Genomic DNA, 26,914 nt, shown 5'->3' with positions numbered 1-26,914 from the left:
CTCGGGACGACGGATCGGGGTGGTGTGCGGATCTTCCTCGGGATCCGCACACCACCACGATCGACCGAGAGTTACACGGCGCAGAGCGGTTTGATGTCCTGCAGTCCCTCGGTGGTGGGCGAGGTGAGCATCAGGCACGAGTTGTACCCGCTCGCCTCGACGACGTTCCGGATCTCGCGCCACGCGTCGTCGCTGACGACGGGCGAACGCGACAGCACGAATCCGGAGATGCGCGTCGGGTCACCGACGACTGCCCACGAGTAATCGTTCGCGAGGTACGTGACGATGTAGTTGCTCGGTCCGTCGAGCGAATCCTGGAAGGGTACCCCCGGAAAAGACACATGCAGTGCGGCAGTGTCGTTCACGCGGGCGTTCCCGATGATCCCGCGACGATCGCCGGTGAACGTGGTGCACGAGTTCTCCACGCGCACGTTGCGTTCGTCGAGCAGCGTGTAGAACGCCGTCGTGTCGCGAGCGCAGTCGATGTTGTAGGGAGCCGGATTGGCGGCGAGCTGATACCACTGCCCCACATACCGGTTCACGTCGAGCTCGGGAACCGGAGTGAGCGGCGCTGCGGCGGCGGGCGTGGCGAACAGGAGCGCGCCTGCGGCGGCGATGAACGCCGCCGCAAGCCCCCGAACGCCGTGTCGGGATCTACGCATGCCTTCTACCTTTCCGTCGTCCGGTATCGGTTACTGCTGGGGCATGAGAACGCCGTCGATCAGGTACACGGTGGCGTTCTCGGTCTCGATGCCACCGCAGATCACGTTGGCGTCGTTGACGGTCCACATCTCACCCTCGCCGGCGACCTCGACGGTGCCGCCCTGGACGGTGGTCTGCGTGCCGGCGATATCGGCCGGGGTCAGCTCACCGGGAACCACGTGGTAGGTGAGGATGTCGGTCAGTAGAGCCGAATCCGTCTGCAGCGTCTGGACGGTCTCCGGCGGCAGGGCGGCGAACGCGTCGTCGACCGGCGCGAAGACGGTGAACTCGCCATCGTTGAGCGTCTCGACCAGGTTGACGTCGGGGTTGAGCTGGCCGGACAGGGCCTGCGTGAGAGTGGTCAGGATCGGCACGTTTCCGGCGGCCTCGGCGACAGGCTGGTTCGCGAGTTCCTCGACGGACGACGGGCCGGTAGGGTTCGCGGCGACATAATCGGCGCAGCCCGGTCCGACGGGGCCGGCAGCGGGGGTTGCGGTACCGGTTGCAGCCGTAGTGGTTTCCTGCATTGTCTCCTGGGTGGTCTCCATCGTGGTGGTGTCGGTGGTGTCCGTGCCCGAATCATCCGAACACGCCGCGACACCCAGCAGGGACATCGCACCGATTCCGACGACGGCCAGGCTCTTGCGCGCAGTGAAGTTCATGACTGTGGTTCCCTTCGTAGGCCGTGGCCGGAAACGGCCACGTCGATCAGGTGTGTCACCGGTCATTCGAACCTCGGGTCGGCCCGGATGGGTCGGATCGAGAGATTTTTTCTCGGATCGGTATCCGGTGTTCGACCCATCCGTATTGCGGTCGGCTCCGAATGCAGGTCATGGACGACGTCGAGGATCTCCGACCGGCTCACGTATTCGTGTTGCCCGGTGGGCGTCCGGTCGGCACCACACCGCCGCGTCCGTGGCATCTGTCGCAGTTGCACATGCGTCGGAGGACACCCGGACCGATCCGCGGATGGCGCAGAGCCGGACGACGGCGGCGGGAGACCGGGGCGCGAACACGCGCTGGCATCCCCTGCCCGGAGCCGGGCACTTCCTCCTCACCGACCCGCGCTGGTGGGCCGACACCACAGCCGATTTCCTCACGTGCACACTGTCGGGGAAACCGACCCCGTGCCCCGGAGACGACCATGCATCCTGACCTTCCCCGCGCAGTCGCGATGATCGGCGACGACGTCGAGTTCCCGGGTGGCCGGGAGGCGGTCGTGCCGGCGATCTACCGGACCTTCGTCCGCCACGCGCAGGGCTCGGCCGAGCGCCCCTCGCTCGAGTACCGCGGCTTCAGCTGGGTCATGGATGTCGACGAATCGATGCCTTCGTCCTGGTGGTTGCGCACGCTGATGCGGTTCGAGCCGTGGGACCACTTCGTCGCGAGCGATTCGGACACCTTCCGCGGGCGGGTCGAGGATCAGCTCGTGGCCGACGGGGTGCGGGTTCCGGTCGGGCGCATCACTGCGCTGCTGAACATCCGGCGCCTCGGTCTCGGATCGGATCCGCTGAACCTGTTCTGGTGTCACGATCCGAGCGGTTCCCTGGCCTGCGTGGTCGCGGAGATCCATTCGCGCCGGAACGGACGGCACTGTTACACGCTGCGCTCGGACGAGATCGACATCATCACCCGGGCCGGCGACACGTTCGCGGTCTCGGTCGCCCTGCGGCGACCCGGCGTCCCGGTGTTCACCGCGACCGTCAGCGGCGAACGGCTGCCGGCCGATCTCACGACTGTTCTACGTGCTCGGATGTGGATGGGGTGACGCTCGTGGTCGACACGGTTGCCTTGAGTGGAGGGAATGTCCAGGCTAGGCTTTCCCTCGATGAGCGGACTGAGCCGATGACCGGCGTCGGAGGCCATACCGATACCCTCGGCGAACTGCTCGGGCGGGTGGCCCGGCAAGACCCTACGGCGTTCGCCGAACTGTACGACGCGACGCGTTCCCGAGTCTTCGGCATGGTGCTGCGGGTCCTGCGGGATCCCGGTTACAGCGAGGAGACCACCCAGGAGGTCTACCTCCAGGTATGGAGGTCGGCCGACAAGTACGACCCGCGTCAGGGTTCCGCTCTGTCGTGGATCATCACGCTCGCCCATCGGCGTGCCGTCGACCGGGTCCGCAGCGAACAGTCCGGAGCCGACCGCGAGTCGCAGTACGGTTCGACGAACGTCGACGCGGCTTTCGACTCGGTGAGCGAGGAGGTAGCGCAGCGCGACGATCGCCGCCGGGTGAACGAGTGTCTGGGTTCGCTCACCGAACTGCAGCGACGCTCGGTCGAGCTCGCCTACTACAGAGGCTTTACGTATACCGAAGTGGCAGAAGAACTTTCGTCCCCGTTGCCGACGGTCAAGTCGCGCATCCGGGACGGCCTGAAACGACTGAAGAATTGTCTGGGGGTGACTGTGGATGGCTGACGAGGCGAACGATTCCTCGCACGATCTGCTCGACATGGCACCCGTCTTCGCATTGGATGCCGTCACGCCCGACGAACGTCGAGAGCTTGCCGAGCGACTCGCGGAAGCAGACCCGGAGGCGGCCGAACGGTTCGGCGTCGAGGTCCGCGAGGTCCGCGAGACCCTCGCAGCGATGTCGGCCGGTACCGCGACCGAGCCGCCGCCCGAACTCCGGGTGCGACTTCTCGATCTGGTCCACGCCGAACTCACCGCGAAGACGCCCGCCGAGAAGACGCACACGGAACGACCCGGTGACCCGGAGGCGACCGAGGCACCTCGGGCGGAGGACGATCACCCTCCCCCGCCCGTCTCCCTCGACGAGCGCCGCCAGGCCCGACGGCGAAACTTCCTGCTCGCCGCGGCAGCGGCCGTGATCGTCGCGATCGGCGGCGTCGTGGTGGCCGGTCAATGGCAGAACACGTCCGAGCCGGGCACGAGCGAGCGGGTCTTCGCCGCCGAGGACGTACGGACCTCGTCGGGCGAGCTCGACGGTGGCGGCACCGCGACCGTGGTGTTCTCCAAGGAGGAGGACGCCGGCGTGCTGGTGATGAACAACGTCGCCCCGCCGGCCGAGGGCAGCGTCTACCAGATGTGGCTGGTCGGGCCCGAGGGAATGGAGCCCGCAGGCACGATGACACCCGACGACGTCGCGCCGTCGACGACCGCGGTGCTCGAGGACATCTCGGGTGCCACCGCGCTCGCCTTCAGCGTGGAACCGACGGGCGGGTCGACCCAGCCGACCGCGCTCTTCGCTCAGCTGCCGCTCGACTGACATGTTCGCGGCAGCGAGCACGTCATCGGCGGGTGCCGATGACGACGGTCGCGTCGGCCTCCTCGAAACCCCGCGTGTCGGCGTCGAGTCCGGCCCGGGTCATGAGGTCGCGCACGACGGGTGCCTGCGACGCGGCCGACTCGACGAGCAGCGACCCACCGTCGGTGAGCCACCGACCCGCGTCGGCGACGAGCCGACGGTGGACGTCCAGTCCGTCGGGTCCGCCGTCCAGTGCATGTCGCGGCTCGCTGCAGCGCGCCTCCCGCGGCATCGACGCGATCGCCCCCGACGGCACGTAGGGCGCGTTGGCGACGAGCACGTCGACGCGACCGCGCAGCGTGCCCGGCAGGGCGTCGAACAGATCGCCGACGAACACCCGGTGGGGCGGCAGGTTCAGGCGGGCACACGCGGCGGCGACGGGATCGATGTCGGCCGCGTAGACCTCGCAGGCCTCGACGGCGGTGGCGAGCGTGGCACCGACGGCACCGCACCCGCAGCACATGTCGACGATCACGGCGCCGGGCCGCGCGAGTTCGATCGCGCAGTCCACCAGGTACTCGGTGCGGCGACGGGAGACGAACACCCCCTCTCGCACCGCGATGCGCCTGCCGTGGAAGAAGACCTGTCCCAGTACGTGTTCGAGGGGTTCTCCGCCGGCCCGCCGCGCGATGAGCCGCTCCAGATCCGAGGGTGTGGGAGCGGCTTCGACGAGCAGCTGCGCCTCCTCCTCGGCAAACACGCACCCGGCCGCTCGCAGTGCGGAGACAACGTCGGCGTGGGTCCGGTGGGCGGAGACCATGCGGAACCCTACCGCGCGCTCATCCGGCGAATCTCTCCGTTTCCCGGGGCGGGGGCCGGCTCACACCCCGTGAAGGGGTGGAATCTCCCGATCATGGGTATTCCGCGGGCTGTCACGAGGAGCGCTGTGGGAACGAACGATCTCGAGCAGGAGCCTGCGCAGGGTCGCCGGGTCCGAGACCGCGACCGGAGAGTCGCCACCGGTCGCGTCGTCGCGCTCGAGTTCGATCACACGCCGGTAGGCGTCCACGCCCCCGGGTGGGTCGACATATCCGTTCACGCCAGGAGGAATCTTGAGCACTGCTACCGCGCCCCCACGTAGAACCGGCCGATGGCGGTGGCTGCTACCCGCCCTGTTGCTCATCGCGTGGCTCGTGGCCGCCGGTGGCGGCGGCCCGTTCGCAGGCAAGCTCAGCGAGGTCGCCTCCAACGACGCGAGCACCTTCCTCCCGGCATCGGCCGAATCCACCCGCGCGGACGAGCTGTACGCGCAGTTCAACGAGAGCGAGTTCATCCCCGCGATCGTCGTCGCCGAACGCGACGGTGGGATCACCGACGAGGACCTCGCCTTCCTCGCCACCGAATCGGCCGGACCGCCGCCGATCCCGTCCGAGGACGGCGCAGCGGCGCAGATGATCGTGCCGCTCGACGCCTCCGGGGAGGTCCAGGAGGCCGTCGAGGAACTCCGGACGGCCCTCGAAGGCGCACCGGACGGCCTGACCGTCTACGTCACCGGCCCCGCCGGGCAGGCCGCCGACCTGTCGTCGGCCTTCGGCGGCATCGACGGACTGCTCCTGCTCGTCGCGGGCGGTGTCGTCCTCGTCATCCTCGTGGTGGTCTACCGCAGCCCGATCCTGCCGTTCGTCGTCATCATTTCGGCGCTGTTCGCACTCGCCCTCGCGAGCCTGCTGATCTATGTGCTCGCCGACGCCGGAGCGATCGCGCTCAACGGCCAGAGCCAGGGCATCATGTTCATCCTCGTGTTCGGCGCCGCCACCGACTACGCGCTGCTGCTGGTCTCCCGGTACCGCGAGGAACTGCGACTGCAGCAGGACAAGTACGCNCGAGCCGATCGCGGCGTCGGCCGGCACCGTCATCCTCGGTGTGCTGTGCCTACTGCTGTCGGACCTGAACTCCAACCGCGGTCTCGGCCCGGTGGCCGCCATCGGCATCGCGACGTCGTTCCTCGCGTCGCTCACCTTCCTGCCCGCAGTGCTCGTGCTGCTCGGCCGCGTCGCGTTCTGGCCCACCCGCCCGGTCTACGACCCGAACGCCGACGCCGACGACATGCAGAAGTCCCACAAGGTGTGGGGCCGGGTGGCCGACTTCGTCGGGTCGAAGCCGCGTCCCATCTGGATCGTGTGCAGCCTCGTGCTCGTCGCCTTCGCCCTGCTGGCACCGCAGTTCAAGGCGAGCGGTGTCGCGTCCTCGGATCTGTTCCTCCTACAAACCGATTCGAAGTCCGGCCAGGAGGTGCTCGGTGAGCACTTCGACGCCGGCACCGGTTCGCCCAGCATCGTCGTCGCCCGCGAAGGCGCGCTCGAGGGTGTCGTCGGCGCCACCGAGGGCGTCGAGGGCGTGACGACCGTCCAGCCCGTCCCCGGCCCCGACGGCGCGCCGCGCGTGGTCGACGGACTGGTCGCGGTGCAGGCGACGCTCTCGGATCCCGCCGACTCCCTCGCCGCCGAGGAGACCGTCGAACGCATCCGCGAGGCGGTGCACGCCGTGCCCGGGTCCGAGGCACTCGTCGGCGGACCCACGGCCGTCGACCTCGACACGAAGGACACCGCGACCCGCGACCGCACCGTCATCATCCCGGTTGTGACGCTCGTGGTGCTGCTGGTGCTCATCGCGTTGCTGCGGGCGGTCGTCGCACCGATCCTGCTGATGCTCACCGTGATCGTCTCGTTCGCGGCGACCCTCGGCATCTCGTCGCTCGTGTTCAACCACCTGTTCGGTTTCCCGGGCGCCGACCCGGTGGTGCCTCTGTTCGGGTTCGTCTTCCTCGTGGCGCTGGGTATCGACTACAACATCTTCCTCATGACCCGCGTCCGCGAGGAGACGAAGAAGGTCGGCACCCGTGCGGGCACCCTGCGGGCGCTGACCGTCACCGGTGGTGTCATCACGTCCGCCGGCGTGGTGCTCGCGGCCACGTTCTCGGCGCTGGCGGTGATCCCACTGCTGTTCCTGGCTCAGCTGGCGTTCATCGTCGCCTTCGGTGTCCTGCTCGACGCGCTGCTCGTGCGGTCGCTGGTGGTGCCGGCCCTGACGATCGACATCGGCAAGAAGATCTGGTGGCCGAGCAAGCTGGCGCGGGCCGAACCGTCCGAGCCGGACGCCACCGAGGACGTCGCGACCGCGGGAGCGCCGCGCTCATGAGCGCGCTGAGCGCGCAGTGCTACTGACAGGCGCATGAGCGGATGAGAGCGGCCGCGGGACCGGGCATGTGATCCGGTCCCGCGGCCGTTCGTCCCACGGCTGCCGCGTTTGCCCGTTACCGTTCTATTCCATGTCTGCGGATTCCGCCGCTCCTGTCGAGCGCCCGCGTCCGGTGGAGGACGCCCGACCGCCCTCCCGGCCGTCGCTGACCGACCGTGTCGGTGGACGTCTGTCCGCCGTACCGCACATCTTCGGCCTGATCCTGGGCATCTACGCGGTCGTGGTCGCATTGTGGTCGATCTCCCCGACCCTGCGTTACTGGATCCACGCCCCGCGCGAATATCTCGACGAGTACTACTTCGACGCCCCCGACACGAGCCTGTCGTTCGCGCTCGTCCTCGGCCTGCTCGCCGGTGCGATCGCCGGCCGAAAACGCATCGCGTGGTGGATCCTGACGATCTACCTCGGCGGATTCTCCATCACCAATCTCGTGATGAGTATCGTCGAGCGCGACCCGAACCACCTCGTCGCGTTGGTCGTCCATCTGCTGATCGTCGCGCTCCTGCTGCTGTCCTATCCCGAGTTCTACACGCGCGTGCGGCGCGGAAACGCCTGGGCCGCACTCGGTGTGCTCGTGGGTGGTCTGGTCGTCGCGACGCTCATCGGCTGGGGCCTGGTGGAACTGTTCCCCGGCACCCTGCCCGCTACCGACCGGTTCCTGTGGGCGCTCAACCGCGTCACCGCGCTGACGTTCATCGACAACGACCAGTTCGGTGGCCGCCCGAACGGGCTGGTCAACACGATCCTCGGCCTCCTCGGCGCCCTCGCCGTGCTCGCGGCGGTCGTGGTGCTGTTCCGTTCACAGCGAGCGAGCAACGCGCTCACCGGCAGTGACGAATCGGCCATCCGCGGTCTGCTCGCCCAGAGCGACGATTCGCTCGGCTACTTCGCGACCCGCCGCGATAAGGCCGTGGTGTTCGCCCCCAGCGGCAAGGCCGCGGTGACCTACCGCGTCGAACTCGGCGTGTGCCTCGCGAGCGGTGATCCGATCGGCAACCCCGAAGCGTGGCCGCACGCCATCGACGAATGGCTCGACCTCGCCCGCGCCTATGGGTGGACACCCGCGGTGATGGGGGCGAGCGAGGACGGTGCGACGGCCTACCACCGTGCGGGTCTGAACGCGCTGCAGCTCGGCGACGAGGCCGTCCTGCTCACCCGCGACTTCAGTCTCACCGGACGCGACATGCGACCGGTGCGGCAGGCCGTCAACCGCGCCCGCAAACACGGTGTGACCGCGCGGATCATGCGTCACCGCGAACTGTCACCCATCGAGCTGTCGGCGGCGATCCAGCGCGCCGAGGTCTGGCGCGACACCGAAAACGAGCGCGGTTTCTCGATGGCCCTCGGCCGGCTCGGCGACCCGCTCGACGGCGACTGCCTGCTCGTCGAAGCGGTCGCGGACGGCAAGGTCGTCGCGATGCTCTCGCTCGTGCCCTGGGGATCGGACGGCGTGTCACTCGACCTCATGCGCCGCGACCCGCAGGCCCCCAACGGCGTCGTCGAACTCATGGTCTCCGAGCTCGCCTCACGCGGTGCCGAATTCGACGTCGAGCGGATCTCGTTGAACTTCGCGGTCTTCCGGTCGGTCTTCGAGGAGGGCGCGCGGATCGGTGCCGGCCCGATCCTGCGGTTGTGGCGGTCGATCCTGCTGTTCTTCTCACGGTGGTGGCAGCTCGAGGCGTTGTACCGGTCCAACGTCAAGTACCACCCCGAATGGGTGCCCCGCTTCCTGTGTTTCCGCGACAACCGGCTCATCCCGCGCGTCGCGCTCGCGTCGGCGATCGCCGAGGGCTTCCTCACCCTCCCCACCTTCGGTCGTCGGAACACCCAGCAGCACACGGGAACACACTCGGCGTTCCCCGAGGACCAGGTGGCCGCGGCAGAACTGCACGACGACGGCAGCGCACCCGACGTCGAGCTTGCCGACGGCACGCCCGCCGTCTCGCACGGACGTCGCCGCCCCGAACAGGTCCAGGTGCGGATGAACACCCTGCAGCGGATCGTCGAGCACGGTGTCGATCCCTATCCGGTCGCGCATCCCCCGACCCACACGGCCGCCGAGGCCCGGGCCGCGAAGTCCGGCACCCCGGTGACCGTGGCGGGACGCCTGCTGCGCATCCGCAACTTCGGCGGTGTGCTGTTCGCGGTGCTGCGCGACTGGTCGGGCGACATCCAGATCCTCATCGACCGGCAACGGGTTGCCGGACAACGCTTCCTGTTCGACCTCGGTGACCTCGTCGAGGTGTCGGGCGAGGTGGGACGCAGCCGCACCGGCGAGATCTCGGTGCTCGCCGACTCGTGGCGCATCGACGGCAAGTGCCTGCATCCGCTGCCCGACAAGTACCACGGCCTCGTCGACCCGGAAGCCCGCGTGCGACAACGCTATCTGCATCTCGCGATCGACCGCGGGGCACGCGACCACCTCGCGGCACGCAGCGCGGTGGTGCGGTCGCTACGCGACGAACTGCAGGCGCGCGGCTATCTCGAGGTGGAGACCCCCATCCTGCAGTCGGTGCACGGCGGCGCGAACGCCGCACCGTTCATCACGCACATCAACGCCTACGACGCCGATCTGTACCTGCGGATCGCCCCCGAGCTGTATCTGAAGCGGTTGTGCGTCGCGGGCATGGCGAAGGTCTTCGAGATCGGCCGGGTGTTCCGCAACGAGGGTGCGGATTTCAAGCACAACCCGGAGTTCACGATCCTCGAGGCATACGAGGCGCACAGCGACTACGAGAAGATGCGGGTGGTCGCACGCGAGTTGATCCAGGCAGCGGCCCGCGCGGCACACGGACGCGAGATCATCCTGCGGCCCGGACCCGACGGTATCCCGGTCGAGATCGACATCTCCGGCGAGTGGCCCGTCAAGACCTTCCACGACGCGATCTCCGAGGCGCTCGGGACATTCGTCGATGCGCAGACCCCCGTCGACGTCCTGCGACGCCTGTGCGACGAGCACGAGATCCCCTACAACCCGGCCTGGGACGCCGGCGCCACCGCGCAGGAGATGTACGAGCACCTCGTCGAATCGAAGACGGAGTTCCCCACCTTCTACACCGACTTCCCGACCTCGGTGTCGCCGTTGACCCGGCCGCACCCCCGCAAGCCGGGTGTCGCGGCGAAGTGGGACCTGGTGGCCTGGGGTGTCGAGCTGGGGACCGCCTACAGCGAGCTCACCGATCCGCTCGACCAGCGTGCTCGCCTCACGGAGCAGTCGCTGCTCGCCGCGGGCGGTGACGAGGAGGCGATGGAACTCGACGAGGAGTTCCTCGAAGCACTCGAATACGCGATGCCTCCCACCGGCGGCCTCGGTATGGGTGTCGACCGGATCGTGATGCTCGTACTGGGAGGGAGCATCCGCGAGTCGCTGGCGTTCCCGTTCACGAAGCCGCGGCGCTCCTGACGGGTGGTTTCACGTGAAACCGCTCCACCTGGCATCGTGAGGTCGTGCAGCTACTCCTGATCCGTCACGCCGAGCCGAACAACGCCCGCGCCGAGACCGGGGGCGCCGACCCGCCGCTCACGGAGGCCGGTCGTCTCCAGGCGTCGCGGTTGCCGGACGCGCTGTCCCCCTACAACATCACCCGCCTGTTCTCGAGCCCGCAGTTGCGGGCCCTGCAGACGGCCGAGCCGGTCGCGGAACGACGCGGGCTCGACGTGGAGAAGATGGAGGACATTGCCGAGTACGACTACGGCCACGACCACTACTTCACGATCGACGCCGCGAAGGACGTCGCACCGGCCGCCTACAAGCGCATCCTGGCAGGTCACCTGCCCGATTTCGTGGACGGGGACGCCTTCCGCACGCGGGTGCTGCGAGGGATCGACCACGTGGTGGACACGTGCGACCACGCCGAGACCGTGGCGCTGTTCGCCCACGGTGGGGTCGTGAACATCGTGCTGCAGCACCTGCTCGAGCTGCCCCGGCCGCTGATGTTCCCCATCGAGTACGCGTCGGTGACGCGCATCCTCGTCTCACGCAGCGGCGCGCGCCGCGTCGCGTCGATCAACGAGACCGGGCACGTACGCGACACCCTGCGCGTGTGAGCGCCCCGGGAGCCGGCCGCGGGTGAGCCCCCAGCGCCCACCCGCGAGTCGTGGGTTCAGCGCCGTGCGCTCGCGAGGAGGTCACGGGCGGCGGTGCTGCCGTCGAGCAACCGCGACGTGCGGCGCACGATCTTCCAGCTGCCGTCGATCCGGGCGAGTTCGAAACGATTGGCGCTCACCCGCCACACCCGGAACGAATCCGAATCGGCGTTGCGGCGCAGCAGCAGGGAGTGGCAGGTCGCGACGGCGGTGTCGCCGCCGACCCGGATGTGCACCGGGTCGAGCAGATGACCGCAGCCCTCCTCGATGTAGTCCTGGTGCGGTCGGGTGCGCACCATCTTCATGATGGCGTCGCGACCCTCCATCAGGCGGATGTCGACGTCGTAGACGGCGTCCTCGGCCCACAGTTCCCCCACCGCCTCGGCGTCACCGGCGTCGACGGCCGGGCCGTACGCCGTGAGGACCTCGTGGATCGCAGCCTTGTCCTCAAGGAGCTGTACGCGTTCGAGGAGGGAGGCCAGCAGGGCGGAGTCGGTCATCTCGATCCTTCCGGGCGGGGGCGTCGCCACCCGTTCTACCGGGGTCCGGAGTCCTGCCTCCCGGGTCGTCCCGGTGACCGGAAGCAATCGACTGTGCAGCCCCTGACCAGGGCATGACACGGACGCCGACATGATCTTCCCGTGCAGGATTGATACGGTCACCGCCGGAGGTGCACCGGATGGATGCGGACAGGATCGACGAACTCGTACAGGGCGGGATACGGACACAGGACGAGCTCGAGGCCGTCCTGGGCATTCCGCACCCGGCGATCGTCGACAAGGCGCGACCACACCTGACGCCGCTCATCAGGCATTTCCTGTCGCTGGCGCGGTTCTTCACGATCGCCACCGCCGACGCCGTCGGCAACTGCGACTGCTCGCCGCGCGGCGACATCGAGTCGGCGGTGCTCGTCCTCGACGACCACACGATCGCGCTGCCCGACCGGCCCGGCAATCGCCGCGCCGACTCGTACCGGAACATCCTCGAGAACCCTCACGTCGGGCTGCTGTTCTTCGTCCCCGGCGACGAGGAGGTGCTGCGGATCAACGGCCGCGCCACGCTGTCGACCGACCCCGACCTGCTCGGGAAGCTGTCGCTGCAGAACAAGCCGGCGCAGCTCGCTGTGATCGTGCAGATCGACGAGGTCTTCCTGCACTGCGCGCGGGCGTTGCTCCGCGCCAAGCTGTGGGATCCGTCGACCTATCCCGACCGTGCGGCGGTCCCCTCGATGCGCGACATGCACGCCGAACTCCACTCGATCGAGATCCCGGCCGACGCCGAGCCGGGCAAACGCGAGCTCTACCGCGAGTTCCTGTACTGACCGGACCACACGCGGCGAGTGCGTCACGATGGTGGGGTGACCTCTCGGATCGCCCAGATACGCCGCTGGCGCGCCGGCGCTGCACTACGCAGCCGCCTGCGCGACCTGACCGGCGCCCTCGTCGTCGTCACCGGTGGTGGTGGCGGGATCGGCCGGGCCTCGGCGATCGCCTTCGCCGCCGAAGGTGCCATCGTCGTCGTGGCAGACAAGGATCTCGACAGCGCCCGCGAGACGGTGGCGCTCGTGAACGTCCCGGCTCCCGGTGCCGGAGGTTCCGAGGCCGTCTTCGGCGGCGCCGCTCACGCCTACGAACTCGACGTCTCCGACGAACAGCAGGTCCGGAAGTTCGCGCAGACCGTTCGCGAACGGCACGGCGTCGCCGACGTGCTCGTCAACAACGCGGGCATCGGTGTCATCGGTGCCTTCGCCGACACTCCGCAGAGCGTCTTCCAGAACGTGATGGACGTGAACTTCTGGGGAGTGGTCTACGGCTGCCGCGCCTTCACGGAGCAGATGATCGAGGCCGGCACGGGCGGGCAGATCGTCAACGTCTCGTCGGCCGCGGCGTACATGCCGCAACGCAACCTCGCCGCCTACACGACGAGCAAGGCCGGGGTGTTCATGCTGTCGGAGTGCCTGCGCGCCGAACTGCTCGAACACGGGATCGGCGTGACCGTCGTGTGTCCCGACCTGGTGGACACCAACCTCACCCGGGCGACGGAGTACGTCGCGCCGAACAAGGAACTACGAGCAGCACGACGCACCCGCACCCTCGCGATGTACCGGCGCCTGCACATCGCGCCGGAGAAGGTGGCCAAGGCGATCGTCGGGGCGGTCCGTCACAACAAGCCTGTGGTGACGGTCGCCCCGGGCGCGAAGGTCCGCAAGTGGCTGATGCGCTTCGCGCCCCGTGTCATGCGTGTGGGCGCACGATTCGACATCGATTGATGGTCAGGTCTTCGAGGCGATCCAGTCGTGCAGCCACCGCGTGGCCGTCGTTCCGCGACCGTCGACCACGTAGTTCGAGTAGTCCTGGTGGATCTGCGACTCGTAGAAGGTTCGGATCTTCTGCTCGCGCAGCTCGTTCGCCTCGGGCGTGAGCTGTAGCTGCAGCATCGGGATGCCCCCGGCGGTCATGATGTCGTTGTAGAGCGCCGTCGCCTCGTCGCGGTAGTTCTCGAGCTGCTCGAACGGGCTGCCCGCCGAGATCGCGAGGAAGCCGGCCAGTCGCGTGACGAAGTCCTCCGGCGGCGTCGAGCAGTAGAGGTCGCCCACCGCGCAGATGGTGCGCACGTTGGGCGTTACGAATCCGAAGCCTCCCGCGCGGGCACCTCCCGCACCGGTGCCGGCGACGGGCGGACCGACGAACGGGTCGAGTTCGGAGCGGCGCGGATCGGACAGCAGACCCACCGCGACGAGGCGGTGCGGACCGATCACTCCCAGCCCGGTGCCGATCTCGGCGGCGAGATCGCCTGCGGCATCGGCACCCTGGCTGTAGCCGACGAGGGCGAAGTTCGTGAGGGGGCACCGCTCGGCGGTGGCCGCGATGATGCCGCGTGCGTTGTCGACGGCGCGATTGCGGGAGGCCGCGTACACGTCGCCCTCCCACGGAAAGGCCGTGGCGGGATACGCGACGTAGTCGACGCGGGCGCCGGCGGGAAGATTGGACGTGACCTGGGCGAGCATGCCGTTCCCGCGGCCGGGGTCGGGGGTGTTCGAGGTCTCCCATGTTCCAGGCACAGCGACCACGTTCAGGGTCGGACATCCGGGCGGATTGGCTTGCGCCGCAGGCATTGCGGCGAATACTGCTGCACATGCCGCCACTGCGGCCACCGTTGCCGCCCACACTCTTCTCATAGCCATGTCCCCGCCCCGCTACTGTCCTGGTGCCGCGTCCCTCCCCGGCAGTATCGAGTAGAAGGATGACATATTCGTGAACCGGATGTGATGTATCCGAGTCCGGAACGTTGTCGGGAAACGACGGGGCCGGCGGATCAACCGCGGACGACGGTCACCTGTCCCCCACCGATGTTCGTCACGAAGACGTTGCCCGTCCCGTAGTCGACCGCCGTTCCCGGAACCGGCCGCTCGACGACGCTCCCTTCGGCGGTCGAGGCGGGTTCCGCGACGACGATGTCGGGCCCGAAAAGGTTTGTCACATAGATGTTTCCGCTGAACGGATCGGCGACCACCGCGCCCGGCGGAGGCGGTGGCGGGGCCGGGAGCTCCGCCGGCGCGACGGCACGGTCGACGACCGTGACACCGCCCGTACCGACATTCGTGACGAAGACGCCGTCGGTTCCCGCGTCGAGGATCAGCTCCGGCATCCCGGGGAGCGGAGCCTGTGCAGGCCCCGCAACGGGCTCGGGCGTGACCTCCGTCCGGTGCACCGTGACCGCACCGGTACCGACATTGGTGACGGCGACGTTGCCGAGCCCGCCGTCGACCCGCATCTCCACGAGCGCGGTGGACACCTCGGTGCGTCCCGGGACACGCCCCTCGGGATGCGTGACGGTCACGGCGCCGGGACCCACGTTGGTGATGCATGCGTTGCCGACGCCGCCCTGGAGTCCGAGCAGGCGGGGACCGTCGAATCCGAAAACCGGTGGGACGGGCTCGGCGCCGTCGATCGTCACGAGCCCGCCACCGTTGCGGATGCACGCGTCCGCAGGGTCCGCGGTCGCGGCCGGAGCCGCCGCGACGGCAGCCACGACGGCACCCGCACCCATCACGACCGTCGCCAGTGCCCGTCTCGTAGCCGTCATGCGCAGAACCATAACGGGTGCGACGCCCGGCGACACGGAAATATCACAAGCGCAGCGCGTCCGGTGGTCCCTGTTGAGCGGATTTCTGTGGATCCACCCCCGGAAAGCAGGGGCAGCTCCACCGAAACCCGAGGAACGATGACCAAGCACCCCGCATGTAAGGGTAGGCATGCTTTACTTCCGCACGTGATGAACTCAGTGCGCCATTGGCCGGACCGTTTCGGCGATCACGCCGTCGCCGCCTTCCGCATCGCCGTCGGTTTCCTGTTCCTCTGCCACGGCACCACGAGCCTGTGGGCGTGGCCGGCGGAACCCTACGGCGGAACCACCGCACAACTCGGCGCATGGCCCGGCTGGTGGGGTGCGATCATCCAGGTCGTGTGCGGCACCGCCCTGATCGTCGGTCTCGGTACCCGGCTCGCGGCCTTCCTCGGCTCCGGATCGATGGCGTACGCCTACTTCTGGGGTCACCAGGCCGACGGCGCACTGCCCATCCAGAACGACGGTGAATCCGCCGCGCTGTTCTGCTGGGCGATGTTCGTCCTGATCTTCCTCGGCTCCGGATCGTGGGCCGTGGATCGCCTCCTCGCGCGGCGGCGCGAGGAGGCCACACCCGAACCGGCGCCGGCCACCGCAACCGACACCGATCCCGCGTCGCTCGTCGACGCCTGACCCACCCACGAACGCCTCCCCCCGAACGCCACTGGGCCGCACACCTTCCGGTGTGCGGCCCAGTGGTCGTACCTCGTTCAGCGCTGCGGCATCGTGGTGGTCGCGATCGGCGCCGGCAACGCCGTCTCACCCTCGAGGAAGCGGTCCACCGCAGCGGCGCACGCGCGACCCTCGGCGATCGCCCAGACGATGAGCGACTGTCCGCGACCCATGTCGCCGGCGACGAAGACACCGTCGACGTTGGTGGACCACTCCGACGAACGGGCGACGTTGCCACGCTGGTCGAAGTCGACCCCGAGATCGGTGAGCAGACCCGGCTTCTCGGCACCGGTGAAGCCCATCGCGAGCAGCACCAGATCGGCCTCGAGTTCGAAGTCGCTTCCTTCGACCTTCTCGAAGCGACCGTCGACCATCTGCACCTCGTGCGCCTTCAGCGCGGTGACCTTGCCGTCCTTGCCGATGAATTCCTCGGTGTTGACGGAGAAGACGCGCTCGCCGCCCTCCTCGTGCGCCGACGAGACGCGGTACATGAGGGGGTAGGTCGGCCACGGGGTGGACTCGGCGCGCTGCTCCGGCGGCCGCGGCATGATCTCGAACTGGTGGACGCTCTCCGCACCCTGACGGTGCGAGGTGCCCAGGCAGTCGGCGCCGGTGTCGCCACCGCCGATGATGACGACCTTCTTACCCTCGGCCGTGATGGTCGGGGCCGGCAGATCGCCGAGCTGCACGCGGTTGGCGATCGGCAGGAACTCCATCGCCTGGTGGATGCCGTCGAGCTCGCGTCCGGGGATCTGCAGGTCGCGGGCGACGGTCGCGCCGCCGGCGAGCACCACGGCGTCGAACTGCTCGCGCAGCTCATCGGCGGTGATGTCGACACCCACGTTCACGCCCGGCTTGAAGACGGTGCCCTCGGCCTCCATCTGCGCGAGGCGGCGGTCGATGAAGCGCTTCTCCATCTTGAACTCGGGGATGCCGTAACGGAGAAGACCACCGATGCGGTCGGCCCGCTCGAACACCGTCACCGAGTGACCGGCACGCGTGAGCTGCTGTGCCGCAGCGAGACCGGCAGGCCCGGAGCCGACTACCGCGACCTTGCGGCCGGTGAGCTTCGACGGCGGAACCGGCTTGACGCGGCCGTCGTCGAAGGCCTTCTCGACCAGCTCGACCTCGACCTGCTTGATGGTCACCGGGTCCTGGTTGATGCCGAGCACGCACGACGCCTCGCAGGGCGCCGGGCAGAGCCGGCCGGTGAACTCGGGGAAGTTGTTCGTGGCGTGGAGACGCTCGATCCCGTCCTCCCACTTACCCTTGTAGGCGAGGTCGTTCCACTCGGGGATGAGATTCCCGAGCGGGCAACCGTTGTGGCAAAAGGGGATACCGCAGTCCATGCAACGGCTTGCCTGGGTCCGGAGGGTGTCGAGCGGGAACGGCTCGTAGACCTCCTTCCAGTCGAGGAGTCGCAGCGGGACAGGCCGGCGGACCGGCGTCTCGCGGGAACCGTGCTTGAGGAAACCGGTGGGATCAGCCACGAGCAGCCTCCATGATCGCCTCGTCCACGTTCGCACCACGGATGGTGGCGTCCTTGATAGCCATGAGTACCTTCTTGTAATCGCGAGGCATGACCTTCGCGAAGTGGCTGACCTGTTGTGACCAGTCGGCCAGGATGCGGGCTGCGACCTCGGAGCCCGTTTCGTCACGATGCCGTTCGACGGCGCCCTTGAGCCACGCGAAGTCCTCGCCCTCGAGATCCTCGAGGTCGACCAGCTCGGTGTTCAGGTTGTTCTCGAAGTCCTTGTCCGGGTTGTACACGAACGCGACGCCACCGGACATGCCCGCACCGAAGTTGCGGCCGGTCTTGCCGAGGATGACGACCTTGCCACCCGTCATGTACTCGCAGCCGTGGTCGCCGACGCCTTCGACGACGGCCGTGGCTCCGGAGTTGCGGACCGCGAAGCGCTCACCCGCGATGCCACGGATGAGGACCTCACCCGAGGTGGCACCGAACAGGATGACGTTGCCGGCGATGATGTTGTCCTCGGGCACGAAACCCTCGGCCGCATTGTGCGGCGGGCGCACGATGATGCGACCACCCGACAGGCCCTTGCCGACGAAGTCGTTCGCGTCGCCGTTGAGCCGCATCGTGATGCCGCGCGGGACGAACGCACCGAAGCTGTTGCCGGCCGAACCTGCGAAGGTGATGTCGATCGTGTTGTCCGGCAACCCTTCCGCACCGTACTTCTTGGTGAGCTCGTGGCCGAGCATCGTGCCGACGGTGCGGTTGACGTTGGTGATCGGAGTGTCGAACGAGACCGACGTACCCGACTCGAGAGCGGGCTGCGCTTTCGCGATCAGCTCGTTGTCGAGTGCCTTGTCGAGAGCGTGGTACTGCTCCTTGGTGCAGTGCATGTCCTGCTCACCGAAGATCGGGGAGGTGACCTTCTCGAGCAGCGGCGACAGGTCGAGCTTCGACGCGCGGTAGTGCTCGACGGCCTTGCGGGTGTCGAGGACGTCCACCTGGCCGATGGCCTCGTCGAGACTGCGGAAACCGAGTTCGGCGAGGTACTCGCGCACCTCTTCGGCGATGTACAGCATGAAGTTCTCGACGAACTCCGGCTTACCGGTGAACCGCTTGCGCAGCACCGGGTTCTGCGTCGCGACACCCACGGGGCAGGTGTCGAGGTGGCACACACGCATCATGATGCAGCCCGAGACCACGAGCGGCGCGGTCGCGAAACCGTACTCCTCGGCGCCGAGGAGAGCGGCGACCACGACGTCGCGGCCGGTCTTCATCTGGCCGTCGACCTGCACGACGATGCGGTCGCGCAGACCGTTGAGCATCAGCGTCTGCTGGGTCTCGGCGAGACCGATCTCCCAGGGAGCACCCGCGTGCTTGAGGGAGGTCAGCGGCGACGCGCCGGTACCACCGTCGTGACCCGAGATGAGCACGACGTCGGCGTGTGCCTTCGACACACCCGCGGCGACCGTGCCGACACCGAGCTCGGAGACCAGCTTCACGTGGATGCGGGCCTTCGGGTTGGCGTTCTTCAGGTCGTGGATCAGCTGCGCGAGATCCTCGATCGAGTAGATGTCGTGGTGCGGCGGCGGCGAGATCAGGCCGACGCCGGGCGTCGAACCACGGACCTCGGCGACCCACGGGTACACCTTGTGCGGCGGCAGCTGGCCGCCCTCACCGGGCTTCGCGCCCTGCGCCATCTTGATCTGGATGTCGGTGCAGTTGCTCAGGTAGTGCGCGGTCACACCGAAGCGACCCGAGGCGACCTGCTTGATCGCCGAGCGCCGCCAGTCGCCGTTCTCGTCCGGGGTGAAACGGCTCGGATGCTCGCCGCCCTCACCGGAGTTCGAGCGGCCACCGAGACGGTTCATCGCGATCGCGAGGGTCTCGTGCGCCTCGGCCGAGATGGAGCCGTAGCTCATCGCACCGGTCGAGAAGCGCTTGACGATCTCGCTCGCCGGCTCGACCTCGTCGAGCGGCACCGGCGGGCGCACGCCCTTCTTGAACTCGAACAGACCGCGCAGCGACGCGAGTCGCTCCGACTGGTCGTCGACGAGCTTCGTGTACTCCTTGAAGATCGAGTACTGGCCGGTGCGGGTCGCGTGCTGGAGCTTGAACACCGTGTCCGGGTTGAACAGGTGGTACTCGCCCTCACGACGCCACTGGTACTCGCCACCCACCTCGAGCTCGCGGTGCGCGCGCTCGGACTGGCGGTCGAGGAAGGCCGTGCGGTGACGGGCCGCGACGTCCGCGGCGATCTCGTCGAGACCGACACCGCCGAGCTGCGACTGCAGACCGGTGAAGTACTCGTCGACGAGTTCCTGCGACAGGCCGATGACCTGGAACAGCTGCGCACCGGTGTAGGAGGCGAGCGTGGAGATGCCCATCTTGGACATCACCTTGAGCACGCCCTTCGAGGCCGCCTTGATGTAGTTGGCGATGGCCTTGTCGAGGGTCATGCCCTCGGGCAGGTCGCCGTTCTGCAACAGCTCGTCGATGCTCTCGAACGCCATGTACGGGTTGACCACGGCCGCACCGAAACCGCACAGGGCGGCGATGTGGTGGACCTCGCGGGCGTCGCCGGCCTCGACGAGCAGACCGACCTTGGTGCGGGTCTTCTCGCGGACGAGGTGGTGGTGCACCGCGGAGGTGAGCAGCAGCGACGGGATCGGCGCCAGCTTCTCGTCGGACTCGCGGTCGGACAGCACGATCAGGCGTGCGCCCTTCTCGATGGCCTGCGAGACCTGCTCGCGGATCGAGGCGAGGGCGCGACGCAGACCCTCACCGCCCTCCGCGACCGGGTACAGGCCGCGGATGATGACGCTGTTGAAGCCGGGGAACTGCTTCTCGTCGTTGACGTGGATGAGCTTCTGCAGGTCGTCGTTGTCGATGACCGGCGCACCGATGAGAATCTGCCGGCACGACGCCTCGGTCGGGTTCAGCAGGTCGCCCTCGGGGCCGAGCATGCCGCCCATGCTGGTGACGATCTCCTCGCGGATCGCGTCGAGCGGCGGGTTGGTGACCTGGGCGAACAGCTGCGAGAAGAAGTCGAACAGCTGACGCGGACGCGACGACAGCACGGCGATCGGCGTGTCGGTGCCCATCGAGCCGAGCGCCTCGGCTCCGGAGGCTGCCATCGGCTTGACGAGGAGGTCGACCTCTTCGCGGGTGTAGCCGAATACCTGCTGCCGCAGCACGACACGCTCGTGCGACATGTAGGTGTACTTGCTCTCGGGCAGATCCTCGAGACGGGTGACGCCGCCTGCGACCCACTCCTCGTAGGGATGCTCGGCGGCGAGCTCGCGCTTGATCTCCTCGTCCTCGACGATGCGGCCCTTGGCCGTGTCGACGAGGAACATGCGGCCCGGCTGCAGGCGACGCTTGCTGACGATCTTCTCGGTGGGGATGTCGAGCACACCCACCTCGGAGGCCATGACGACGAGGCCGTCGTCGGTGACCCAGGCACGCGAGGGGCGCAGGCCGTTGCGGTCGAGCACGGCGCCGATGACGGTGCCGTCGGTGAAGCACACCGAGGCCGGTCCGTCCCACGGCTCCATGAGGGCCGCGTGGTACTCGTAGAACGCGCGACGGGCCGGATCCATCGAGTCGTGGCGCTCCCACGCCTCGGGGATCATCATGAGCACGGCGTGCGGCAGGCTGCGACCACCGAGGTGCAGCAGTTCGAGCACCTCGTCGAAACGCGCGGTGTCGGACGCACCCGGCGTGCAGACCGGGAAGATCTTCTCGAGCTTGTCGCGACCGCCGAAGACCTCGGTGTCGATGAGTGCCTCACGGGCGCGCATCCAGTTGGCATTGCCCGTGACGGTGTTGATCTCGCCGTTGTGCGCCACGCGGCGGAAGGGATGCGCGAGCGGCCACGACGGGAACGTGTTGGTGGAGAAGCGCGAGTGCACGAGACCGAGGGCCGAGACGACGCGCTCGTCCTGCAGGTCGCGGTAGAAGCCCTTCATCTGGGGCGTGGTGAGCATGCCCTTGTAGACGAAGGTCGATGCCGACAGGCTCGGGAAGTAGACGGTCTCGCTGCCGGGACCGTCCTCGCCCGCGCCGTGGTGGCCGAGCTCGTGCTCGGTGCGCTTGCGCACGACGTACGCGCGGCGCTCGAGCTCGAGGCCGGTGAGCGCGCGGGCGCCGGAGGCGATGAAGATCTGCCGGAAGGTGGGCATGGCGTCCTTGGCCATGGAACCCAGCTCGGACTCGTCGATCGGCACCTCGCGCCAGCCGAGGACCTCGAGGCCCTCTTCGGCGACGATGCGGTCGACCTCGGCGGCCGCGGCGTCGGCCTTGGCGGTGTCCTTGGGCAGGAACGCGATACCGGTCGCGTATGCGCCCTCGGCGGGAAGATCGAAGTCGACGACCTCACGGAAGTAGGCGTCGGGGACCTGGATCAGGATGCCGGCGCCGTCGCCGGTGTTCTGTTCCGCTCCCGCTGCACCGCGGTGTTCGAGATTCACCAGGGCGGTGATCGCCTTCTCCACGATGTCGCGACTGCGACGACCGTGCATGTCGACGACGAACGCGACGCCACAGGAGTCGTGCTCGTTCGCCGGGTGGTAGAGCCCTCGAGGCCCGGGGAGATGAATCATACCTAGCCTTCGTTGATGCGATAGCACCGACGACCAGCAGCGCTGATGGCCATCTACTGCCGTAGACGGGTATCGGCCGGGTGCCCGATACCTTCGACATCGCCAGTATCCGCTCATCCGCGACGGTGCGGGTGCCTTTTCGGCAGCGCGAGCGTGGACCCGGCGACCGGTGGGACGTCGTGGTCCCACCGTCTTCGAAACGAACGATATGCCAGGTGGCGGGGGGTAATGCAAGCAAGCCTGCCCTATTCTTCCGCCCACCTGCGGAAACGCAGCCGTAACGCACCGGAATCGCGGGCGTCACCCTGCCGTGGAAAGCAGCATTCGCACCATTCGGGACACGCCGTCGCGCGGGTCCGGCCCGTCGTCCAGCGAGGTGCAGCGATGCAGGATCAGTCCGTCCAGGTAGTCGATGAGAACCCGCGCGGCGGTGGCGGAATCGTCGACGCCGAGGCCCGCGAGCACGGTCCCGATCCATCCGCGCAGTTCGCTGCGGCGGGTTTCGACCCCGGCACGCAGTTCGGGCGTCGCCATCGCCTCGACGAACATCGCGAAGCGTGCGCGGGTCCGCACGAGGTCGCCCCCCGTCACGAACATCACATATCCGTGCGCCAGGTCTTCGAGCTCACGTGCGTCCCCCGGCAACGCGGCGCCGATCGCCTCGAGCTGGACCCGGTCCCGCTCGAGGAGCCTGTCGAGCACCCCTTCGACGAGAGCCTGGCGGGTGCGGAAGTAGTTCGACGTGGAGCCGGCCGGCACACCGGCGATGGCATCCACGCGGCGGTGGGTGAGGGCGCGCAATCCTTCGGTCCCCACGAGTTCGATTGCGGCGTCGAGGACGGTGGCGCGTTTGTCGGTCACGAGAGACATTCTACGAGGATCACTACAGGGGTAGTGACTGTCCACTACATACGTAGTACCGTCATGACATGACCGTGAAGCCAGGCAGTGCGGCGATCCTCGGCGGCGGAATCGGAGGGTTCACCGCCGCGAACACCCTCCTCCGCCACGGATGGCACATCGACGTGTTCGAACGATCTCCGGAGCCTCCGCGCACCGGCACCGCGCTCGGGATGTGGCCTCCTGCCCTGGCCGCACTCGAAGTTGCCGGCGTCGGCGGACGGGTGGAACAACTCGGCGTGCCACAGCGCTCCGCGACGCTCAGACGCTGGGACGGTGTGGTGCTCGCCCACGTCGGGGACCTTCGCCGGGCACCGGTCATGGTTTCCCGGCCCGCCCTCCTCGACATCCTGCTGTCCGGCCTCCCCGACCACATCGTGAAGTTCGACGCCCCCGCGCCACCGCTCACGGCCCTCGCCGGATACGACGTGATGATCGGCGCGGACGGAATCGGCAGTGCGGTACGTGACGAGGTGTTCGGTCCGGCCTACCGGCCCGTGCACACCGGGTACGGAGCGTGGCGCGGCTGGGTCGGCGGCTCCACCACGAACCATGGAGAAACCTGGGGTCCCGGCGCGCTCTTCGGAATCACCGACCGCGACGGCGACCTCACCAACTGGTTCGCCGCCGTCCGCACCACCGAAGGCACCGGCGGCACCCTCGACGACCTGTACGGCCGCTTCCACGACTGGCACCCCGGCGTACGCGACATCCTCGGCCGCCTCGACCCCGACGACGTCATGTACCACGACCTGTACGAATCCCCCCGTCTCCCGTCGTACGTCCGCGGCAACACCGCACTGATCGGCGACGCGGCGCATGCGATGGCACCGAATCTCGGCCGCGGCGCATGCGAAGCAATCGTCGACGCCACGACACTCGCGACGCTGTTGTCCGAGCATCCGGTACCGATCGCTCTGCAGCGCTATGACCGTGCCCGTCGACGCCGCACCCAGCTCCTCGTGCCCGCGTCACGGGCGGTCGCCAGGATCGCGACCGCGTCCCGGCTGACATCTCTCCGCGACTCCTCCATCACAGCATTCGGCCGCATCGCCTGAAACGTTCCGAAAATCACCCGGTCGAGGGAACCGATCGTCACGCTGCTGCGTCCAACCCTGATGGAACGTCTGCCGGACAGGAGTTGGTGAGCTGATGTCAGCGCTGAAGGTCGACCCGGACTCGTTGAAGAGCCTGGCCTACGCCCTGGAGGGAGAAGCCGAGACCATCTACGCGTTGGAACCGTCCGCGGCGCTCGAGTCGGTAGCGGGCGCGATGCCATCCTCAGCGGTTGGTGGTGTCGCCGGACGCGCGGGAGCACCACTCGACACCGCCTACCGCGCTATGGCCAACTGCCTGCGACGCATGGCCGAGGCCACCGAAGCGGCCGCACGGAACTACGAGGTGGCCGAGGAGGAATTCAGCCGCCAACTCGCGGCCGTCGGATCCGACTTCGAAGGAACGGCCCCGTAGGTGTTGTCTCCTTCCGCGATCCGCTCGCTCGATCCGGCTGCGCTCACCACGGCTGCCGACGCGGTCGAGTCCGCAAACAACACATTCCGGGAGTCGACCCACCGCGTCGACCGGAATGTGGACTCCACATTCGGTGGATGGGACGGTGAAGGCGGGGCGGCCGCCGCGGCACGTGCGTGGAGTGACCGGGTGGCCGGCCAAGGCATCAGCCGCGCTGTCGACGAGCAGGTCGACGCCCTCCGCGACGCCGCAAACACGCTCATTCCCGCCCGCGCCACCGTCGTCGGAATCGTCGACAACGCGGTTGCAGCCGGCTTCACCGTCCACGACGACGCGCGGGTCGAGGCACCCCGAACCCACACGGGCGACGCGCAGACCGACCTCGTCGTGCAAGCGGGTCTCGACGACACCGCCATGAACTTCGAGGTCCAACTGAAATCGGCGGTGCGCACATTCGACGAACTGGATCGAGACGCCGCCGTCCGACTCGAGCAGGTCAGCAACCGGCTCTCCACATTCGGCGGTGAATTCCGTTCCCAGAACACACATTCCATCGATGCTCCGGACGGTGCTGCCGACGCTGCGCTCCTAGCATCCGGGGCTGCACGCGATACCGATCTCGAACGCATCGGACGCACCCTGTCGCTACCGTCGGGTGCGAGCATCGAGTACCTCGACGCCTTCTACAACAGCCTCGACGAGGACGAACTGGCGAACCTGCACGAGACGTACAAGACATGGGAAGCCGAAGGCAAGCCCGACGCGGCGCGCTGGGCCGACGGCCTCGGCAACGGTCTGCTCATCCTGTCGAATCCCGAATACGGCGGGTCGTGGGAGTCGGTGCCGCAGGACATCCGAGACACCATTCGATACGGCTACGAACCCGACCCGAACGCCGAGCACCCCGGTGAACCACTGGACCGGCTGGATCGACTCGGCGCGATACTCGGCGAGGCCAACCCTCAGTATCGACCCGGAACCGAGATGGGCATCGAGATGAGCCGGGTCGCCGGATACATGGCGGGCATCCCCACCTACGCCGATCCCCACATCATTCCCACCCCCGACCCTTCCTATTACGACCACACGGCAAGCACATTCCTCGACCTCGCCACCCGGAACACCGACACGTCGTATCACCTGCTCACCGGCACCGACGTCGACGGCAGCCCTGCGGACTTCAGTAGGGACGAGGTGCTCGTTCCGCTGCTCACCCGCGAATGGGCCGACGACGGAGCAACTCTGGCCGGCCTGACGGAGTGGATCGCTGCCGACGCGTTGCCCGCCGACCCGGGTGACCCCGCAGCAGTAATCCGAGCCGAACGTGCGGGCGAGGCAGCATTCGGTTTGGCCGAGGTGTTGTCTGCGCCGGAGTCTGAGTGGAACTCCGACAACAACTTCAACCGTTTCCTCCATATGCCGGGTGCCTCCCGGGAAGAAACCGACCTGACCATAGGTGACGTCAATCCTGTTGCTGTCCGTTCCTTCGCGACCGCCCTGTCACCGTTCGTCGGCGACATGGTCGGTTCCGTCGACGACGCCACCGCCACCAGCGGCTTCGGTGAACTCGGCCCCGTCCCGGCGACGCGCGTATTCACCCTCATGAACACCGACCCCGCGGCAGGTGCCCTTCTCAACGGTGCAGCAATCGCGCAGGCCACCGATTTCGACCGCCGGTTCGCTCTCGAACAACTCGACGGTGTGAACAAGTACAGCTACGGAACGTATTCGGGCCGGTTGCAAAGCCTCGTCGAGGTCGGTTTGAGCAGTACCTACGAGAACGAGAAGCTGGTCGAGCAGGCGGCGATCGACAACCGGAACCAGTCCAGAGCAGACGCGTATGCCGTGGCCCAAACCCTCGTCACCGGTGCGGTGACGGCGTTGCCGGGTGGCGTGGTCACGGGTCCGCTCGTGTACTCGACAGGGGTTCTGTTGCAATCCGAAATCGTCGATGCTGAAGGGCGATACGTGGGGCATCCGTCGGGGGTCGAGGGGTTCGATTCCGAAATGTATCTGACGGAGACGGGTGCTGAGAATACTCGGAGATACAACATGATCGGCGCGTTGGTCGATTCTGGCACAGTCGATCCGGCGAACCTCCCATTGGCATGGCACGAGAACGGCGTCCTCAAAGATCGCAACAACATCGGGGACGCTGCCTTGGCGAATATCGGGGATAACACGCTGGTCGAGTCAGGGATAGAACGGCATGCTATCGACGGCTATCTCCGTAGTTCCTTCTTGGGTCAGGGCGACCTCCGGAACATTGTCTACGCAGATCAAAGAGACGGTGAGGACAGTTTCCGCGACATTGTCGTGAACGATGTCGTTCCGCACGGAGGCGAACACTGGAACTACGGTGCGTGATTTCGGGCTCTTCGCAGTTAGCAGTGGTACTGGTGCCGGCTGGGTGCG

General features: G+C 67.8%; 21 protein-coding genes and 2 pseudogenes. 14 read left to right on the top strand and 9 right to left on the bottom strand.

Annotated elements, in window-relative coordinates:
* Positions 1 to 71: 71 nt before the first annotated feature.
* Positions 72 to 662, bottom strand: a complete 591-nt coding sequence (locus tag QR64_RS03610; RefSeq protein ID WP_019290406.1) for a lipocalin family protein — start codon at positions 660 to 662, stop codon at positions 72 to 74.
* Between the two features lie 30 nt (positions 663 to 692).
* Positions 693 to 1,364, bottom strand: a complete 672-nt coding sequence (locus tag QR64_RS03605; RefSeq protein ID WP_039584152.1) for a fasciclin domain-containing protein — start codon at positions 1,362 to 1,364, stop codon at positions 693 to 695.
* Between the two features lie 482 nt (positions 1,365 to 1,846).
* On the opposite strand from QR64_RS03605, the gene QR64_RS03600 reads away from it, so the two are divergent.
* From QR64_RS03600 to QR64_RS03590, 3 genes are all read left to right on the top strand, one after another.
* Positions 1,847 to 2,470: a DUF1365 family protein gene (locus QR64_RS03600; RefSeq protein ID WP_006553346.1), complete on the top strand. Its 624-nt coding sequence runs from the start codon at positions 1,847 to 1,849 to the stop codon at positions 2,468 to 2,470.
* 77 nt (positions 2,471 to 2,547) lie between these two features.
* A complete protein-coding gene (locus QR64_RS03595) occupies positions 2,548 to 3,120 on the top strand; it encodes a sigma-70 family RNA polymerase sigma factor (protein ID WP_024102602.1) in 573 nt (190 codons plus the stop codon).
* Positions 3,113 to 3,931: an anti-sigma factor gene (locus tag QR64_RS03590; RefSeq protein ID WP_039584149.1), complete on the top strand. Its 819-nt coding sequence runs from the start codon at positions 3,113 to 3,115 to the stop codon at positions 3,929 to 3,931. The genes QR64_RS03595 and QR64_RS03590 overlap by 8 nt, the downstream gene beginning before the upstream one ends.
* A 22-nt stretch (positions 3,932 to 3,953) precedes the next feature.
* Here QR64_RS03590 and QR64_RS03585 read toward each other — a convergent pair whose 3' ends face one another.
* On the bottom strand, positions 3,954 to 4,730 hold the full coding sequence (locus QR64_RS03585) for a putative protein N(5)-glutamine methyltransferase (protein ID WP_039584148.1): 777 nt from the start codon (positions 4,728 to 4,730) through the stop codon (positions 3,954 to 3,956).
* Between the two features lie 355 nt (positions 4,731 to 5,085).
* Here QR64_RS03585 and QR64_RS27505 point away from each other — a divergent pair.
* From QR64_RS27505 to QR64_RS03565, 5 genes and pseudogenes are all read left to right on the top strand, one after another.
* Positions 5,086 to 5,792: pseudogene (locus tag QR64_RS27505) on the top strand (MMPL family transporter); the annotation flags it as partial.
* A gap of 1 nt (position 5,793) precedes the next feature.
* Positions 5,794 to 6,070: pseudogene (locus QR64_RS28785) on the top strand (MMPL family transporter); the annotation flags it as partial.
* Positions 6,047 to 7,108, top strand: a complete 1,062-nt coding sequence (locus QR64_RS27500) for an MMPL family transporter (RefSeq protein ID WP_411908073.1) — start codon at positions 6,047 to 6,049, stop codon at positions 7,106 to 7,108. The pseudogene QR64_RS28785 and the gene QR64_RS27500, both read left to right, overlap by 24 nt.
* Before the next feature lie 130 nt (positions 7,109 to 7,238).
* The gene (gene lysX / locus QR64_RS03570) at positions 7,239 to 10,571 is read left to right on the top strand and encodes a bifunctional lysylphosphatidylglycerol synthetase/lysine--tRNA ligase LysX (protein ID WP_411908072.1); all 3,333 of its coding nucleotides are present in this window, start codon (positions 7,239 to 7,241) and stop codon (positions 10,569 to 10,571) included.
* Between the two features lie 44 nt (positions 10,572 to 10,615).
* Positions 10,616 to 11,215 carry a histidine phosphatase family protein gene (locus tag QR64_RS03565; RefSeq protein WP_019290415.1) on the top strand — a complete coding sequence of 200 codons (600 nt, stop codon included), beginning with the start codon at positions 10,616 to 10,618 and terminating at the stop codon, positions 11,213 to 11,215.
* A gap of 56 nt (positions 11,216 to 11,271) precedes the next feature.
* On the opposite strand, the gene QR64_RS03560 is transcribed toward QR64_RS03565, so the two are convergent.
* Entirely contained in the window at positions 11,272 to 11,754 is a 483-nt protein-coding gene (locus QR64_RS03560) for a nuclear transport factor 2 family protein (protein WP_033098119.1), read from the bottom strand.
* A 179-nt stretch (positions 11,755 to 11,933) separates the two neighbouring features.
* Between QR64_RS03560 and QR64_RS03555 the strand changes: the two genes are divergently transcribed.
* Positions 11,934 to 12,575, top strand: coding sequence for an MSMEG_1061 family FMN-dependent PPOX-type flavoprotein (locus tag QR64_RS03555; protein WP_006553337.1), 642 nt, complete (start codon positions 11,934 to 11,936; stop codon positions 12,573 to 12,575).
* Between the two features lie 36 nt (positions 12,576 to 12,611).
* Positions 12,612 to 13,523, top strand: coding sequence for an SDR family NAD(P)-dependent oxidoreductase (locus tag QR64_RS03550; protein ID WP_039584146.1), 912 nt, complete (start codon positions 12,612 to 12,614; stop codon positions 13,521 to 13,523).
* 3 nt (positions 13,524 to 13,526) lie between these two features.
* On the opposite strand, the gene QR64_RS03545 is transcribed toward QR64_RS03550, so the two are convergent.
* Both QR64_RS03545 and QR64_RS03540 read right to left on the bottom strand, forming a co-directional pair.
* Positions 13,527 to 14,369, bottom strand: a complete 843-nt coding sequence (locus tag QR64_RS03545; RefSeq protein ID WP_082937705.1) for a cutinase family protein — start codon at positions 14,367 to 14,369, stop codon at positions 13,527 to 13,529.
* 200 nt (positions 14,370 to 14,569) lie between these two features.
* Positions 14,570 to 15,340 carry a hypothetical protein gene (locus tag QR64_RS03540; protein ID WP_235366989.1) on the bottom strand — a complete coding sequence of 257 codons (771 nt, stop codon included), beginning with the start codon at positions 15,338 to 15,340 and terminating at the stop codon, positions 14,570 to 14,572.
* Between the two features lie 189 nt (positions 15,341 to 15,529).
* Between QR64_RS03540 and QR64_RS03535 the strand changes: the two genes are divergently transcribed.
* Positions 15,530 to 16,012 carry a DoxX family protein gene (locus QR64_RS03535; RefSeq protein WP_019290420.1) on the top strand — a complete coding sequence of 161 codons (483 nt, stop codon included), beginning with the start codon at positions 15,530 to 15,532 and terminating at the stop codon, positions 16,010 to 16,012.
* A 77-nt stretch (positions 16,013 to 16,089) separates the two neighbouring features.
* Here QR64_RS03535 and QR64_RS03530 read toward each other — a convergent pair whose 3' ends face one another.
* The 3 genes from QR64_RS03530 to QR64_RS03520 form a co-directional block, all read right to left on the bottom strand.
* The gene (locus QR64_RS03530) at positions 16,090 to 17,541 is read right to left on the bottom strand and encodes a glutamate synthase subunit beta (protein ID WP_006553332.1); all 1,452 of its coding nucleotides are present in this window, start codon (positions 17,539 to 17,541) and stop codon (positions 16,090 to 16,092) included.
* A complete protein-coding gene (gene gltB, locus QR64_RS03525; protein ID WP_006553331.1) occupies positions 17,534 to 22,129 on the bottom strand; it encodes a glutamate synthase large subunit in 4,596 nt (1,531 codons plus the stop codon). Before gltB ends, QR64_RS03530 begins: the two co-directional genes overlap by 8 nt.
* A gap of 300 nt (positions 22,130 to 22,429) precedes the next feature.
* Complete coding sequence (locus QR64_RS03520) at positions 22,430 to 22,999, bottom strand: TetR/AcrR family transcriptional regulator (protein ID WP_235366988.1); 570 nt, start codon at positions 22,997 to 22,999, stop codon at positions 22,430 to 22,432.
* Between the two features lie 59 nt (positions 23,000 to 23,058).
* Between QR64_RS03520 and QR64_RS03515 the strand changes: the two genes are divergently transcribed.
* The 3 genes from QR64_RS03515 to QR64_RS03505 all read left to right on the top strand — a co-directional run bounded on the left by QR64_RS03515 (position 23,059) and on the right by QR64_RS03505 (position 26,866).
* Positions 23,059 to 24,087, top strand: coding sequence for an FAD-dependent monooxygenase (locus QR64_RS03515; protein WP_033098115.1), 1,029 nt, complete (start codon positions 23,059 to 23,061; stop codon positions 24,085 to 24,087).
* Positions 24,088 to 24,181: 94 nt separating this feature from the next.
* A complete protein-coding gene (locus QR64_RS03510) occupies positions 24,182 to 24,499 on the top strand; it encodes a type VII secretion target (RefSeq protein WP_039584141.1) in 318 nt (105 codons plus the stop codon).
* A complete protein-coding gene (locus QR64_RS03505) occupies positions 24,500 to 26,866 on the top strand; it encodes a hypothetical protein (RefSeq protein WP_039584140.1) in 2,367 nt (788 codons plus the stop codon).
* Positions 26,867 to 26,914: the final 48 nt, after the last annotated feature.

Source organism: Rhodococcus sp. Chr-9 (genome assembly GCF_000801125.1).
In the GTDB taxonomy this organism is placed as follows: Bacteria; Actinomycetota; Actinomycetes; order Mycobacteriales; family Mycobacteriaceae; genus Rhodococcus; species Rhodococcus pyridinivorans.
This window is presented reverse-complemented; position numbering and strand designations above follow the sequence as displayed.

What these genes read in the sequence shown, in the direction of transcription:
- QR64_RS03610 (WP_019290406.1), bottom strand. Translation starts at nt 662, where the DNA reads ATGCGTAGATCCCGACACGGCGTTCGGGGGCTTGCGGCGGCGTTCATC.
- QR64_RS03605 (WP_039584152.1), bottom strand. Translation starts at nt 1,364, where the DNA reads ATGAACTTCACTGCGCGCAAGAGCCTGGCCGTCGTCGGAATCGGTGCG.
- QR64_RS03600 (WP_006553346.1), top strand. Translation starts at nt 1,847, where the DNA reads ATGCATCCTGACCTTCCCCGCGCAGTCGCGATGATCGGCGACGACGTC.
- QR64_RS03595 (WP_024102602.1), top strand. Translation starts at nt 2,548, where the DNA reads ATGACCGGCGTCGGAGGCCATACCGATACCCTCGGCGAACTGCTCGGG.
- QR64_RS03590 (WP_039584149.1), top strand. Translation starts at nt 3,113, where the DNA reads ATGGCTGACGAGGCGAACGATTCCTCGCACGATCTGCTCGACATGGCA.
- QR64_RS03585 (WP_039584148.1), bottom strand. Translation starts at nt 4,730, where the DNA reads ATGGTCTCCGCCCACCGGACCCACGCCGACGTTGTCTCCGCACTGCGA.
- lysX (WP_411908072.1), top strand. Translation starts at nt 7,239, where the DNA reads ATGTCTGCGGATTCCGCCGCTCCTGTCGAGCGCCCGCGTCCGGTGGAG.
- QR64_RS03560 (WP_033098119.1), bottom strand. Translation starts at nt 11,754, where the DNA reads ATGACCGACTCCGCCCTGCTGGCCTCCCTCCTCGAACGCGTACAGCTC.
- QR64_RS03555 (WP_006553337.1), top strand. Translation starts at nt 11,934, where the DNA reads ATGGATGCGGACAGGATCGACGAACTCGTACAGGGCGGGATACGGACA.
- QR64_RS03545 (WP_082937705.1), bottom strand. Translation starts at nt 14,369, where the DNA reads ATGCCTGCGGCGCAAGCCAATCCGCCCGGATGTCCGACCCTGAACGTG.
- QR64_RS03540 (WP_235366989.1), bottom strand. Translation starts at nt 15,340, where the DNA reads ATGACGGCTACGAGACGGGCACTGGCGACGGTCGTGATGGGTGCGGGT.
- QR64_RS03535 (WP_019290420.1), top strand. Translation starts at nt 15,530, where the DNA reads ATGAACTCAGTGCGCCATTGGCCGGACCGTTTCGGCGATCACGCCGTC.
- gltB (WP_006553331.1), bottom strand. Translation starts at nt 22,129, where the DNA reads ATGATTCATCTCCCCGGGCCTCGAGGGCTCTACCACCCGGCGAACGAG.
- QR64_RS03520 (WP_235366988.1), bottom strand. Translation starts at nt 22,999, where the DNA reads ATGTCTCTCGTGACCGACAAACGCGCCACCGTCCTCGACGCCGCAATC.
- QR64_RS03515 (WP_033098115.1), top strand. Translation starts at nt 23,059, where the DNA reads ATGACCGTGAAGCCAGGCAGTGCGGCGATCCTCGGCGGCGGAATCGGA.
- QR64_RS03510 (WP_039584141.1), top strand. Translation starts at nt 24,182, where the DNA reads ATGTCAGCGCTGAAGGTCGACCCGGACTCGTTGAAGAGCCTGGCCTAC.